The organism is Rhizobium sp. CG5, assembly GCF_023701945.1.
Lineage (GTDB): Bacteria > Pseudomonadota > Alphaproteobacteria > Rhizobiales > Rhizobiaceae > Allorhizobium.
In genome coordinates this window covers 1-13,664 of the sequence record NZ_JABAEF010000005.1, presented here as the reverse complement: position 1 = coordinate 13,664, position 13,664 = coordinate 1, and the positions used below count along the sequence as shown (strand labels likewise).

Sequence of the window (13,664 nt, the reverse complement as noted above, 5' to 3'; positions counted from 1 at the left end):
GCCTCAAGGGCTTGGCGCGGTTTGCGGATTCCGTCTTTGAGGCCGTTGATTCAGTGCATCAGCCGGGTGCAAATGCACCGGTCGATGTCAAAGATGAGAGTCGAGGCAGCCTATGACCAAAGCCGGACAATTTTCCCCAGTCCCCGTTCTGGAGACCGAAAGGCTGCGTATGCGCGGCCATGGGGTCCAGGATTTCGAGGCTTCGGCTCGCATGTGGGCCGACGAACGGGTGGTGCGCTTCATTACCCGCAAGCCATCGAGCAAGTCGGAATCCTGGTCGCGACTGTTGCGCTATATCGGCCATTGGCAGGCCCTGTCCTTCGGCTATTGGGTCGTTGAAGACCGGCGCACCGGAGCGTTTCTCGGGGAGGTTGGCTTTGGCGACTTCAAGCGAGACATGGTGCCGCCGCTGAACGGCATTCCGGAGGCCGGCTGGGCCCTGGTCCCCGAAGTCCACGGTCGTGGCATCGCCACCGAAGCGGTTACGGCCGCCCTGCAATGGGCCGACCGAAACCTTGCCGGAAGCCATACGGTCTGCCTGTTTGATCCGGAGCACAAAGTCTCCCGGCGCGTCGCGGAAAAGGTCGGCTTTGTCCGCAAGGCAGACGCTGTCTATATGGGCAATCCGACCTTGATCATGGAGCGCGCCAAGCCGTCTTCATAGCAGCCGTCTTCGCCGCTTCTCGTGCCTCGAACAAGAGGCTCGAACCAAAACGGCCGCGTCATTGACGCGGCCGTTCGTATTTTCAAAGCGGTGTCGGGCGGCCTATAGGAAGCCGCGCTTCTGCCACCAGCCGCCCTTCTTGGGCTTCGGTGCCTCGCCATCCGCAGCGCCCGATGTCACCACCGGCTCGGAGGAGCTGACATTGGACTGCCGGTTGGCGCGCAGCGGCTTGTCGTCTTCGACCGCGGCGGGTTCCACGGCTGCAGGGGCTGGATCCGCCTTGACAGGCTCGGGAGCCGCTTCAGGTGCCGGAGTAGCCTCAGCGGCAACCGGTGCGGGTTCCGACAGGGCCTCAGCGGCCTCTACGACCTCTTCCGGCGCTGGCTGCGCAGCAACGTCCTCGATCACGGGTTCCTCGACGGGCGAGGGAGCACCCTTGGCCTTGCGAGTCCGGCGCGGCTTGGGCGCGGCAACACCTTCGGTCGCTTCGACAGCGGCCATGGCCGGCTGAGCTGCAGCGACGCGTTCGACCACAGCGTCTTCGATCCGCTCGACCTGTATAGGATCTTCGTCAGCCGTGTCGGATGCTTCTGCGTCCGATCCTTCGCCTTCTGCCGAGATCTCGTCTTCCGGACGGTTGCGGCGGCCGCCACGCTTGCCGCGCCGACGGCGCTTGCGCTTCTGGCCGTCTTCGGACGTGTCGTCCTGGGCCTCGACACCGTTGACGGCGTCATCGGCCTCTTCGCTGCCATCCTCGTCATCGGCTTCGCCGTCATCATCCTCGTCGTCGCCGGCGGCGGACTGCTGGGAATTGGCGGGATCGCCCGGCTGCTGGCCATTCTTGCCCCGACGGCGACGGCGACGCTTGCGCTTGCGTCCGGCGCTGTCATCGCCGGCCTCGGCAGCAACGGCTGCCTTCGGTGCGGCGACCGGTGCGTCGATGACGTCGTCTTCTTCTTCCTCATCGATTTCGATGATGACGTCGTCTTCCTCTTCAAGTTCGGGAACGAACTGCAGCAGGGTCTCGACCTTGACCGGATTTTCGACGGCTTCGCCTCGCTCGACGGCGAAATGCTGGGCCCCGACATTCGCATCGGCTTCGATGACGATCGATACGCCGAAGCGGTTCTCATAATCGACGATCGTGCCGCGCTTCTGGTTGAGGATATAAAGGGCCGTCTCCGGCGTCGTGCGCACGGTGATATCGTGCGTCGTGCTCTTCAGCAGGAATTCCTCGATGCCGCGCAGCACATGCAGGGCAACCGACGACTGCGAACGGATCAGGCCGGTGCCTGCGCAATGCGGGCAGACCTGGGTGGTGGATTCCAGAACGCTGGCGCGAATGCGCTGGCGAGACATTTCCAGAAGGCCGAAATGCGAGATGCGGCCGACCTGGATGCGCGCCCGGTCGTTCTTCAGGCAATCCTTGAGCTTCTTCTCGACGGAGCGATTGTTGCGCTTTTCCTCCATGTCGATGAAGTCGATGACGATCAGGCCGGCAAGGTCGCGCAGTCGCAGCTGGCGGGCCACTTCCTCAGCCGCTTCCAGGTTGGTCTGCAGCGCCGTGTCCTCGATCGAATATTCGCGGGTCGAGCGGCCGGAGTTGACGTCGATGGCAACCAGCGCTTCGGTCTGGTTGATGATGATGTAGCCGCCCGACTTCAGGGTCACCTGCGGCTGCAGCATGCGGTCGAGCTGGGCTTCGATGCCCGAGCGCGAGAAGATCGGATGGATGTCGCGATAGGGCTGAACCACCTTGGCATGGCTCGGCATCAGCATCTTCATGAAGTCTTTCGCTTCACGATAGCCTTCTTCGCCAGCCACGACGATCTCGCTGATGTCCTTGTTGTAAAGGTCGCGGATCGAGCGCTTGATCAGGCTGCCTTCTTCATAGACGAGGCAGGGCGCGGTAGAGTTCAGCGTCAGCGTGCGAACGTTTTCCCACAGGCGCATCAGATATTCGAAGTCGCGCTTGATCTCGACCCGGGTGCGGTTGGCGCCGGCGGTGCGCAGGATCACGCCCATGCCCAAAGGTACTTCGAGATCGCGGGCGATTTCCTTCAGGCGCTTGCGGTCGGTCGGCTGGGTGATCTTGCGGGAAATGCCGCCGCCCCGTGCCGTGTTGGGCATCAGGACCGAGTAACGGCCGGCCAGCGACAGATAGGTGGTGAGCGCAGCGCCCTTGTTGCCGCGTTCTTCCTTGGCCACCTGCACCAGCAGGATCTGCCGGCGCTTGATGACTTCCTGGATGCGATACTGCTTGCGCGGCATGCGGCGGACCCGGTCGGGAACCTCTTCCATCGCATCTTCGGCGCCGACATTCTCGATGACTTCCTTCTCGCCTTCGTCCTCGTCGTCGAAGTCGTCGTCATCGTTACCGCGGCCACGGCGTCCGCCGCCGCCGGCTTCCTCGGAAATGAAATCGGTCTCGACCACGGCGGCCATGCCGCCACGACCATTGCCGTCGTCGTCTTCGGCAGGGCCGGTCTGGCTGTCGTCGGCTGCGGCGTCAGACGCTTCGGAGACGACCGGTTCGGATGTCTCGACGACCGCCTGCTCCTCGGTCTCGCCGGCCTTCTTGCGCGGCTTGCGGACGCGGCGCGGCTTGGCCTTGACCGCGGCTTCTTCCACAGCTGCTTCGACCACCGGCTCTTCGGAGGCGGCTTCTACAGCGGCAGCGGCCTCAGGCTCGGGGGAAATGTCAGGCTGTTCGGCATGGGCAAGATCGACGCTGCGATGGTCGAAGTCGCCCTCATCGTCCTTGCGCTGTTCTTCCGCTTCGGCTCTGAGCAGAGCCTGCCGGTCGGCCAGTGGGATCTGGTAATAGTCGGGATGGATTTCGGCGAAAGCCAGGAAGCCGTGGCGGTTGCCGCCGTAATCGACAAAAGCGGCCTGGAGAGAGGGCTCGACCCGCGTCACCTTTGCCAGATAGATATTGCCGCGGATTTGTTTCTTGTGCTGGGACTCGAAATCGAATTCTTCGATCCGATTACCGCGTACGACAACGACCCGCGTCTCTTCTTCGTGAGACGCGTCGATAAGCATTTTGTCTGCCATTTAAGCTGTGCTCCTCGGCGCGACCGCGAAGGTGAGAAGCCGCTCGTTGAATGCAGAGCGGATAGACCCTTGGAAAGGAGGCGCCGGATATGAATGCTCGCGACTGGTTGGGTGTCAGGGGCAGCAGCCGCACAGCGTCCGGGATGGTGAAATCCCTAAGCCTGCTGACTTGAAACGAAACCTGCTGCGACGACATCAAAGACCAAACGAGAACGACAATTGCCAAAGGCCCGTCGGGGCCCGATGAATGCTCTGGAGAGCGTTTGGTGGTTGCCCACCCAGTACTGCCGCCGGCCTGTGCCGGCATTGGATCCAGTTTCAGGACAAAAGTGCAATAGCGGCGGATGAAAAACCGGACATGTGGCGCCAATCCTAAATCGGTTGGCAGCCGTCGCGCTGATTCTATCCCGTCAACACTTTTAACCCTCATTTGCGTTGTATGTTTTCTCTGTCACAATGGCAAGAGGAAACCAAAAAGCGCCATAATATTGATAAATTCAACGGCATTAGCAGCAAGAGCCGAATCGCGACATGAAGCGCGCGAAACCGGGCGTTTGGGCCTGCCGGGTCGTTTCCCGGTTGGATCCAAGGGCAGTCGGTGGTGCAGTTGCGATCCGGGATGCGGTATGGGGCAATCTGGCAGTTTTAGGCGGGACTTTGGCGGAGCGGGTCGGGCGTATGCATTTTAACCGGGCAAGGGTAGGCAGTGGCGGGCCTGCTGCAATGGCAAAGCGATTGTTGGCGGCGTTGTGCCTGGCGATCGCTCTTTCCCCCATGGCAACGTTTGCGGAAGCACTCGCCGCCGAGGAATCGCCGCTGGTCGCTTACGGCGCCCGCATTGCCGGCGACAAGGCGCGGACCCGAATCGTCATCGATTTTGACCGCAAGCCCGATTTCCAAGTGCGCTATATCGCCAAGCCCGATCGCATCGTCATCGATCTTCCGGCCACAGTCTTCGGCTTCCCGGCGACCGATCTGGTGGCGCGCGGCCTGTTTGAAGACATCCGCTATGGGGCAATCGACGCATCGAGCGCCCGGATCGTGCTGACGACAGCCAAACCCGCCCGCCTTGTCCTCAGCGACATTCAACCGGACGAGGGTGGCAAGGGATTTCGCCTGGTTCTGGATGCCGAGATGGCGACGGAAGCTGTCTTTGCCGAATTGGTCAAGGGGCAGGTATGGGAGCAGGCGGGGCCCGCGTCGGTGACACGGGGTGAGCGCGTCGCAGTGCCCGAAAACACCCGTTCCGGCGATTTCGTGGTCGCCATCGATGCCGGCCATGGCGGCATCGATGCGGGAGCGACGGGGGCAGCGTCCAAGACGGCGGAAAAGGACATCACCCTGGCCTTCGCCAAAATCCTGGCCGAACGGCTGAACAAGGAACCCGGCATCAAGGCCTTCCTGACCCGTGACAAGGATGATTTCCTGTCCCTGTCCGAACGGGTGACGATGGCCCGCCAGGGCGGCGCCAATCTGCTGGTTTCGCTGCATGCCGACACCCTGCGCCAGGCCAATATCCGCGGCGCCACCGTCTACACGATCTCCGATACCGCCTCCGACCACATGGCGGCAGCCTTGGCCGAGCGCGAGAACCTGTCCGACGAGGTTGGCGGCGTCGCCCGCACCGCCGAGCCGGCAGAGGTGACCGACATTCTCATCGACCTCACCCGGCGCGAGACCCAGGCCTTTTCGATCGCCATGGCGAAATCCGTCGTGTCGTCCTTCGACGGCCAGGTGGGACTGATCAACAATCCGCACCGCTATGCCGGTTTCCAGGTGCTGCAGGCCCATGACGTGCCCTCCGTACTGCTGGAACTGGGCTTTCTGTCCAACAAGGATGACGAGAAACTGCTGCTCGACGAGGCGTGGCGCGTAAAGGTCGCCGATCTCCTGGCGCAGGCCGTCAGGCGGTATCGGGCGCCGGTCGTCGCCAATGGCGGCTGAAACCTGCTGGTGACATTCTTTGTCCTTAGCCTCAAGAGTTGTGACTATGTGCCCGGCGGCCCTATTTTCCTCACATTCGGCACGTTACACAGGCACAACAGCGGCTTAGGCTGAAACCGTCAGGTTCGCCAAAGCCTCAGCGCCTTGCCTTCCCCGGCACTGTGTGCAAAACGCCAAGAGATGTGCGATGTTCTGGATCGCACGCCGACCTGAAAGCAATTGCCGGTAGCTGGACCATGATAAGATTAATTGGATATCTCTTCGGACTTGCCTCCGTTCTTGCCCTGTGCGTCGCTGTTGTTGCAGCGATCTACCTGGCCGGCGTGACGAAGGACCTGCCGGACTATGAAGTGCTGAGCAGCTACGCGCCGCCGGTCACGACCCGTATCCATGCCGGCAACGGCGCGCTGATGGCCGAATATGCCCGTGAGCGGCGACTGTTCCTGCCGATCCAGGCTATTCCCGATAGGGTCAAGGCGGCCTTCCTGTCGGCCGAAGACAAGAATTTCTACAATCATCCCGGCGTCGATATCTACGGCCTCGGCCGGGCCATCCTGGTCAACCTGCAGAATTTCGGCTCGGGCCGGCGCCCGGTCGGTGCCTCGACCATCACCCAGCAGGTGGCGAAGAACTTCCTGTTGAGTGCCGACCAAACCATGGACCGCAAGATCAAGGAAGCCATCCTGTCCTTCCGCATCGAGCAGACCTATTCGAAAGACAAGATCCTCGAACTGTATCTGAACGAAATCTTCTTCGGCCTGAACTCCTACGGCATCGCCGGCGCGGCACTCACCTATTTCGACAAGTCGGTCACCGAACTGACCATTGCCGAGACCGCCTACCTGGCCGCCCTGCCGAAAGGCCCGTCCAACTATCATCCTTTCCGCCATCCCGAGGCTGCCACCGAGCGCCGCAACTGGGTTGTCGATCGCATGGTCGAGAACGGTTTCGTCAGCAAGGCCGAAGGCGATGAAGCCAAGAAGCAGCCGCTCGGCATTACGCTGCGGCGCAGCGGCTCCTCGCTGTTTGCCTCCGATTATTTTGCCGAGGAAGTGCGTCGGCAGATTATCGAGAAATACGGCGACAAGGCCCTTTACGAAGGTGGCCTATCGGTCCGCACATCGCTGGATCCGCAGATGCAGATCGAGGCCCGCAAGGCGCTTCAGCATGGCCTGGTCTCCTATGACGAGAAGCGCGGCTATCGCGGCCCCGTCAAGCAGATCCCGGTCGCGTCCGACTGGGGAACGCCGCTCGCCGAACTGGCGTCGCTGGCCGACGTTCCGGAATGGAAGCTGGCCGTGGTGCTCGCCGTGTCCAAGACGGCGGTCAATATTGGCCTGCAGCCCGCCAAGGAGGCCGGCGGCAAGGTGGCCGCCGAGCGCTTGACCGGCACGATTGCCGCCGACGACATGGAATGGGCTTATCGCTCGGGCCGGGGCGACCGCAAGACGGCAAAATCGCCGGACGGTGTACTGGCCCCCGGCGATGTCGTCTATGTCGAGCCGGTGGGTGGCGAGACATCCGGCCGCTACCGCCTGCGCCAGCCGCCGAAGGTCCAGGGCGGTCTTGTCGCCATGGATCCCCATACCGGCCGTGTCCTGGCGCTGGTCGGCGGCTTCTCCTATTCGCAGTCGGAATTCAACCGCGCCACCCAGGCGATGCGCCAGCCCGGCTCGTCCTTCAAGCCCTTCGTCTATGCGGCAGCCCTCGACAATGGTTATACCCCGGCCTCGGTCATTCTCGATGCGCCGGTCGAGTTCGTCTCGGGCGGTCAGGTGTGGCGGCCGCAGAACTACGGCGGCGGCTCGGCCGGCCCCTCGACGCTGCGCCTCGGCATCGAGAAGTCGCGAAACCTGATGACGGTGCGCCTGGCCAACGACATGGGCATGAACCTGGTCGCCGAATATGCCGAACGCTTCGGCATCTACGACAAGATGAATCCGGTTCTCGCCATGTCGCTCGGCTCAGGCGAAACCACCGTCATGCGCATGGTCTCGGCCTATGCGGTGCTCGCCAATGGCGGCAAGCAGATCAAGCCGACTCTCATCGACCGGATTCAGGATCGTTACGGCAAGACCATCTTCCGTCATGAGGAACGGGTCTGCGAGGGCTGCAATGCCAATGGCTGGGAAGGCCAGGACGAGCCCAACATCGTCGACAATCGCGAGCAGGTGCTCGATCCGATGACCTCCTACCAGATCACCTCGATGATGGAGGGTGTCATCCAGCGCGGTACGGCAGCCGGCAAGATCCAGCTCGATCGCCCGGTGGCCGGCAAGACCGGCACGACCAATGACGAAAAGGATGCCTGGTTCGTTGGCTATACGCCGAACCTGGTGGCCGGTCTCTATATGGGCTTCGACACGCCGACGCCGCTCGGTCGCGGTTCGACCGGCGGCTCGCTGCCGGCGCCCGTCTTCAACGAATTCATGCAGGCCGCCATCGCCGGCACGCCGGCCACCAAGTTCCGCGTGCCGGACGGCATGCAGCTGATCCCGGTCAACCGCAAGACGGGGATGCTGGCCATGGAGGGCGAGCCGGATACCATCATCGAGGCCTTCAAGCCCGGCACCGGCCCGGCCGACACCTTCTCGGTCATCGGCATGGAAGGCTACATGGCGCCCGAGGAAATCCTGCGCACCTCGCCGCAGGCCAATCAGGCGGTGCAATCGGGCACTCCGGGCCTCTTCTGACACCAGGCCTGAGCGTCACGCCGCGGCTCTTTACATCCGCGGCGCGCGCCACTATTCACGGGGCCACGTGAAGTTCCAAACTTGAGAAACAGGATACAATGCGGACCGAGATCGAGAATATTGTCGACGACATCAAGCAGGCCGTAAGCCTGCTGAGGAGGCATCTTTGACTGGGATCAGGCGATAAGACGACTGGACTGGTTGAACAACAAGGCTGAAGATCCCAATCTCTGGAACGATGCCACTGAGGCTCAGAAGCTGATGCGCGAGCGCCAGCAGCTGGAAGACGGCATCAATGGCGTCAAGATGCTGGAACGCCAGCTGAACGACAATATCGAGCTCATCGAGATGGGCGAGGAAGAGGGCGATGCCGGCGTCATCAAGGAGGCCGAGGATGCGCTGAAGGCGCTGAAGTCGGAATCCGGACGCCTGCAGGTCGAAGCCATGCTGTCGGGCGAAGCCGATGGCAACGACTGCTATTTCGAAGTCCATTCCGGCGCCGGCGGCACAGAGAGCCAGGACTGGGCCAACATGCTCTTGCGCATGTATATGCGCTGGGCCGAAAAGCGCGGCTTCAAGGTCGAGATCATGGAACTGCATGACGGCGAAGAAGCCGGCATCAAGTCGGCAACCGTGCAGGTCAAGGGCCACAATGCCTATGGCTGGATGAAGACCGAATCGGGCGTGCATCGCCTGGTGCGCATCTCGCCCTATGACAGCAACGCCCGTCGCCACACGTCCTTCTCCTCCGTCTGGGTCTATCCCGTGGTCGACGATTCGATCCAGATCGACATCAACGAGAGCGATTGCCGGATCGACACCTATCGCTCGTCCGGCGCCGGCGGCCAGCACGTCAACACCACCGACTCCGCGGTGCGCATCACGCACATTCCGTCGGGTATCGTGGTGCAGTGCCAGCAGGAACGCTCGCAGCACAAGAACAAGGCCAAGGCCTGGGATATGTTGCGCGCCCGCATGTACGAGGCCGAACTGATGAAGCGGGAAGCGGCAGCCAATGCCGAAGCCGCATCCAAGACCGATATCGGCTGGGGACACCAGATCCGTTCCTACGTGCTGCAGCCCTACCAGATGGTCAAGGACCTGCGCACCGGCGTCGAAAGCTCGGCACCCGACGACGTGCTGAACGGCGACCTCAACGAGTTCATGGAAGCAGCTCTCGCACACCGCATCAGCGGCGGCGCGGATGCCGCAGTCGACGACATCGCCTGATCGGCCATCGATCGGAAACAAAAAAAACGGCGGGGCAGGGCTCCGCCGTTTTTCTTTTGGGGGCCAGCTTGTTATGCCGGCCGTCTATTCCACGGTCACGGCTTTGCGGGCCGAAGGCCGCAATGTCAGGACGCCGAGCACGCACACCATCAGGCTGCAGAGGGCGATGGTGGCGATCATCGGCAGGGATGTGCCATCGAAGTAGAGGCCCGAAAGCCCCATGACCGCAGCGGCGGTGATGAATTGCAGCGTGCCCATCATGGCCGAGGCGCTTCCGGCGATCCGTCCATGGCTCTCCAGGGCAAGGACGGCAGCCGTCGGGATGATCGATCCGAGAAAGCCGTAGCCAATGAACAGAAAAGCCACCATGACCGCCAGGCGGTCGATGCCAAGCGCCGTGACGGCGAAAAGCGCCACCATGGTGGTGACAAAGCCGAGGATGGCAAAGCCGATGACGCGTTTCAGGCCGAACCGCCGGGCAAACCTGCCGTTCAGCTGCGACATGCCGATAAAGGAGACCGCGTTGAGGGAAAACATGACGCTGTAGAGCGATGGCGAGAGCCCGTAATGCTCGATCAGCACGAAGGACGAATTGGCCAGATAGGTCATGTAGCTGGCCATGCCGAACGAGGCGATCAACACGAGGCCGAGATAGTGCGGATCGCGCAGCAGGATTTTGTAACCGCTGATCGTGCTGGCCAATCCGGTGGCCGTGCGCTGTTCGGGCGGACGGGTTTCCGGCAGCCGCAGGGCGACCAGAACCAGGCCGAGCAGGCAGGCGCCGCCCATCACCCAGAAATTGGCTTGCCAGCCGCCGGCCGCTGCGACAAAGCTGCCGGCGAGCGGTGCCAGCAGGGGAGACACGCTGAAGACCAGCATCAGCCGCGCCATCATATGCGCTGCGGCCACGCCGGTATGCAGGTCGCGGACGACGGCACGGGGAATGACCATGCCGGCGCAGGCGCCCATGCCCTGCAGGAAGCGAAAGGCGATCAGCCATTCGATGGTCGGCGCCAGTGCGCAGCCGACGGAGCCGAGAGCAAACAGCCCAAGGCCGACATAAAGAGGCGGCTTGCGGCCGAACATGTCGGACAGCGGGCCATAGACCACCTGACAGAGGGCGATGGCGATGAAGAAGGCAATCAGGCTTGCCTGGACCTGTCCGCTATCGGCGCCAAGATCGGAGCCGATGGCCGGAAGCGAGGGCAGGTACATGTCGGTGGCAAACAGGCCGACGGCGGTCAGCAGACCGAGGACGACGGAAATGGGAATGGGTCTGGTCAGCATGAACAACCTATTTTAAGGAGGCCGGCCGGGAGAAAAGGCCGGGACGCCACGATCGCGACGAGGGAGGGATGGCCGCAGACGCGGGCATCGGGCAGGAGAATGGAATGTCATTAAGTCAACTATGTAAAATATATTGGACACAATTGTCCAATTCGTCAAGGGCAGTTAGGGTGAGGTCATGAAAACCGTCGCACCGTCCCCTGATTCTCCAAAGGCTTTGCCCGAACTGCCGCAGACCAAGCGAAGGGCGATCCTTGATGCGGCGGCGGCGGTCTTTTCGGAAGAGGGCTTTGCCGGCGCCAGCATCGACCAGATCGCCTCGCGGGCCAAGGTATCGCGGCAGACCGTCTACAATCAGATCGGCGACAAGGAAAAGCTGTTCCATGCCGTGGTTGCGGAAATCACCGAGAAATCGAGCGCCCGGCTGTTCGAGGTCATGGAACAGTTCCCGGTGGCGCCTGTCGATCTGGAAGCGGAGCTGACGGCGTTTTCCGCCTTTTTCCTGCGCCGCGCCCTGTGCGACCCGAACGGTCGGCGGCTGCGCAAGCTTCTGGAGGCGGAGGCCGTGCGCTATCCGCAACTGTTCTCGACCTGGAATGAATATGGTCCGGGCAAGAAATATCCGGCGATCGCAGCGCGGCTGGCGCAACTGGCCCATGCCGGCTATCTCGACCTGGACGATCCGAATATAGCTGCGCGCCAGTTCGTCGCCCTGCTCGGCATGGATATCAAGACCGATATCCAGTTTGGCCGCCAGCCCAGCGACGAGGAACTCGACGATATGGCAAAGACCGCCATGCGGACCTTTGTCAAGGCCTATGCCAAGCGCTGATCCAGGGTCTTAACGGGCATCCCACGTCAGTTGGTCGCCTTTTCGACGCGGATCTCGCCGAATTCGTCGATCAGCACCGTATAGCTTTCCGGCTCCGCGCTGGTCGGATCGGTTTTCAGGTAAACGGTGGCAAACAGGCCGGGCAACCGGCTGACGCCGGACGAATCCTCGGGCCTGACATCGGTCACGTAAGGCTTGATCGCGGTGAACTCTTCCAGTTCCACATTGGTGACCAGCGCCGGGCCGTCGTCGCCGGCGGCCATCTGCTGCAGAAAGACCTTGGCCGTGCGATCCGGCTGGCGCACCGAGATCAGCCGGTAATAGCCGCGCCGCATCGCCGGCTGCTCCGCCGACGGGGCGGGCGTCGCGGGCGCGGTCGCCTCTGTCTGGCCCTCGACCACCGCGTCTCCGTCGTCCTCCCAGTATCCGCCGCTGATCACGAAGGTCACGGTGGCCGGCACGGTTCCGGCATCCTGCGCGACGGCGCTGAACGACTGGACCAGCAGGGCTGCCGCAATCGGGAACAGCAAACGAGAAAAGCGTGCCATGGTATCCTCGCTCAATTGGAAAACTGTTCGGTCAGGATGCGGTCCGACCAGGACCGGTCGGGATCGGACAGGATGCGCGCCGTGGTGTCTTCGGACTGGGCGACGCGCACATGCAGCACCGACTTGACCTCGGTGTGATCGGCCACCGCATTGACCGGCCGCTTTTCCGGCTCCAGCACCTCGATATCGACGCAGACGCGGTTGGGCAGCAGCGCGCCGCGCCAGCGGCGCGGCCGAAAGGCGCTGACCGGCGTCAGGGCCAGCAGGGGCGATTCCAGCGGCAGGATCGGGCCGTGTGCCGACAGATTATAGGCCGTCGATCCGACGGGGGTTGCCACCATCAGCCCGTCGCAGATCAATTCCTCAAGCCGCACCTGTCCATCGATCAGCACGCGCAGCTTGGCGGCCTGATAGGACTGGCGAAACAGCGAGACCTCGTTGATAGCAAGCGCGATCGATGAGGAGCCATCGGCATTGGTGGTGGTCATACGCAGCGGATGGAAATCGTTTTCGACGGCCACAGCGATTCGCTCGCGCAGATTGTCAATATTATACTCGTTCATCAGGAAACCGACCGAGCCGCGATTCATCCCATAGATCAGCTTACCGGAATTCATCGTCTCATGCAGCGTCTGCAGCATGAAACCGTCGCCGCCCAGCGCCACGATGACATCGGCGTCTGCGGGCTCGGCATGGCCATAGAGACGAATCAGCGCATCGCGCGACGCCATGGCCTCGACGGTGTTGGAGGCCTGAAAGGAAAGCGACTGGAACGAACGCGACATGAAACGGCCCTTTGCGGTTGGCCTCTTGGTACATGATAAACCGCTTGAGCGACAAGGTTATTTGCGCTGCAAAGCGACCGCCGCCAAGCCTCAGCCTGCGCCATTGCGGTTCGCGCATCGGCAATTTTTGCTTTACAGGCAGGCAAAATCTGCTAGGGACGGTGCCGATTGCCCTTGTAGCTCAGTTGGTAGAGCACCTGATTTGTAATCAGGGGGTCGCGGGTTCGAATCCTGCCGGGGGCACCAATTGCGTTTATATCTGCGAACCGCGTTTTCGCTGCCTAATCCGACATTGATATTGGCTTCGCGGGTGATCTCACCTTTCAGATCAGATAGCCTGCCAACGATGCTGATGTCGTCGCGGCCTACTTCTACGCGGGCAACTACTGCAGCAAGATAACTTTTCATGCTGGCTCGGTTCGATTTCCGCAGCCGCTTAATGATCAAATTCGAAAACCAGTTAATTTGCTGCTCGGTGATCGAGACATCGTTTCCCCTGACCTTGCCCCGCTGAACTAATCCATTTTGAAGTAAGCTCTGGCCTATTGAGAGGACCAGAGAATGAAGCGCAACCGTTTCACAGACGAACAGATTATCGGCATACTGAAGGAGCACGAGGCGGGC

The 13,664-nt window shown here is 62.0% G+C and carries 9 protein-coding genes and 1 tRNA gene; 6 read left to right on the top strand and 4 right to left on the bottom strand.

Annotation, left to right across the window (positions count from 1 at the left end):
* Positions 1–112 precede the first annotated feature (112 nt).
* Positions 113–664: a GNAT family N-acetyltransferase gene (locus tag HGO38_RS09760; RefSeq protein ID WP_250955703.1), complete on the top strand. Its 552-nt coding sequence runs from the start codon at positions 113–115 to the stop codon at positions 662–664.
* A gap of 102 nt (positions 665–766) precedes the next feature.
* Here the strand turns inward: HGO38_RS09760 and HGO38_RS09755 are convergent, their stop codons facing one another.
* Positions 767–3,721 (bottom strand): Rne/Rng family ribonuclease, encoded by a 2,955-nt coding sequence (locus HGO38_RS09755; RefSeq protein ID WP_250955702.1) that lies wholly within the window; start codon positions 3,719–3,721, stop codon positions 767–769.
* 678 nt (positions 3,722–4,399) lie between these two features.
* Here HGO38_RS09755 and HGO38_RS09750 point away from each other — a divergent pair.
* The 3 genes from HGO38_RS09750 (at position 4,400) to prfB (ending at position 9,588) form a co-directional block, all read left to right on the top strand.
* Complete coding sequence (locus tag HGO38_RS09750; RefSeq protein ID WP_502941531.1) at positions 4,400–5,665, top strand: N-acetylmuramoyl-L-alanine amidase; 1,266 nt, start codon at positions 4,400–4,402, stop codon at positions 5,663–5,665.
* A 236-nt stretch (positions 5,666–5,901) separates the two neighbouring features.
* Entirely contained in the window at positions 5,902–8,358 is a 2,457-nt protein-coding gene (locus tag HGO38_RS09745; protein ID WP_250955701.1) for a penicillin-binding protein 1A, read from the top strand.
* A gap of 98 nt (positions 8,359–8,456) precedes the next feature.
* A protein-coding gene (gene prfB, locus HGO38_RS09740) for a peptide chain release factor 2 (RefSeq protein ID WP_250955700.1) occupies positions 8,457–9,588 on the top strand; the annotation gives its coding sequence in 2 pieces (ribosomal slippage) (positions 8,457–8,525 and positions 8,527–9,588; 1,131 coding nt in all).
* Between the two features lie 84 nt (positions 9,589–9,672).
* Here the strand turns inward: prfB and HGO38_RS09735 are convergent.
* Positions 9,673–10,875, bottom strand: a complete 1,203-nt coding sequence (locus HGO38_RS09735; RefSeq protein WP_250955699.1) for a multidrug effflux MFS transporter — start codon at positions 10,873–10,875, stop codon at positions 9,673–9,675.
* A gap of 178 nt (positions 10,876–11,053) precedes the next feature.
* Here HGO38_RS09735 and HGO38_RS09730 point away from each other — a divergent pair, with 178 nt between their 5' ends.
* Entirely contained in the window at positions 11,054–11,707 is a 654-nt protein-coding gene (locus HGO38_RS09730) for a TetR/AcrR family transcriptional regulator (protein WP_250955698.1), read from the top strand.
* 26 nt (positions 11,708–11,733) lie between these two features.
* On the opposite strand, the gene HGO38_RS09725 is transcribed toward HGO38_RS09730, so the two are convergent.
* Entirely contained in the window at positions 11,734–12,255 is a 522-nt protein-coding gene (locus HGO38_RS09725; RefSeq protein ID WP_250955697.1) for a hypothetical protein, read from the bottom strand.
* An 11-nt stretch (positions 12,256–12,266) separates the two neighbouring features.
* Complete coding sequence (locus HGO38_RS09720; RefSeq protein WP_250955696.1) at positions 12,267–13,040, bottom strand: NAD kinase; 774 nt, start codon at positions 13,038–13,040, stop codon at positions 12,267–12,269.
* Positions 13,041–13,210: 170 nt separating this feature from the next.
* Between HGO38_RS09720 and HGO38_RS09715 the strand changes: the two genes are divergently transcribed.
* Positions 13,211–13,286, top strand: a tRNA-Thr gene (locus HGO38_RS09715).
* Positions 13,287–13,664 lie beyond the last annotated feature (378 nt).

What these genes read in the sequence shown, in the direction of transcription:
- HGO38_RS09760 (WP_250955703.1), top strand. Translation starts at nt 113, where the DNA reads ATGACCAAAGCCGGACAATTTTCCCCAGTCCCCGTTCTGGAGACCGAA.
- HGO38_RS09755 (WP_250955702.1), bottom strand. Translation starts at nt 3,721, where the DNA reads ATGGCAGACAAAATGCTTATCGACGCGTCTCACGAAGAAGAGACGCGG.
- HGO38_RS09750 (WP_502941531.1), top strand. Translation starts at nt 4,400, where the DNA reads ATGCATTTTAACCGGGCAAGGGTAGGCAGTGGCGGGCCTGCTGCAATG.
- HGO38_RS09745 (WP_250955701.1), top strand. Translation starts at nt 5,902, where the DNA reads ATGATAAGATTAATTGGATATCTCTTCGGACTTGCCTCCGTTCTTGCC.
- HGO38_RS09735 (WP_250955699.1), bottom strand. Translation starts at nt 10,875, where the DNA reads ATGCTGACCAGACCCATTCCCATTTCCGTCGTCCTCGGTCTGCTGACC.
- HGO38_RS09730 (WP_250955698.1), top strand. Translation starts at nt 11,054, where the DNA reads ATGAAAACCGTCGCACCGTCCCCTGATTCTCCAAAGGCTTTGCCCGAA.
- HGO38_RS09725 (WP_250955697.1), bottom strand. Translation starts at nt 12,255, where the DNA reads ATGGCACGCTTTTCTCGTTTGCTGTTCCCGATTGCGGCAGCCCTGCTG.
- HGO38_RS09720 (WP_250955696.1), bottom strand. Translation starts at nt 13,040, where the DNA reads ATGTCGCGTTCGTTCCAGTCGCTTTCCTTTCAGGCCTCCAACACCGTC.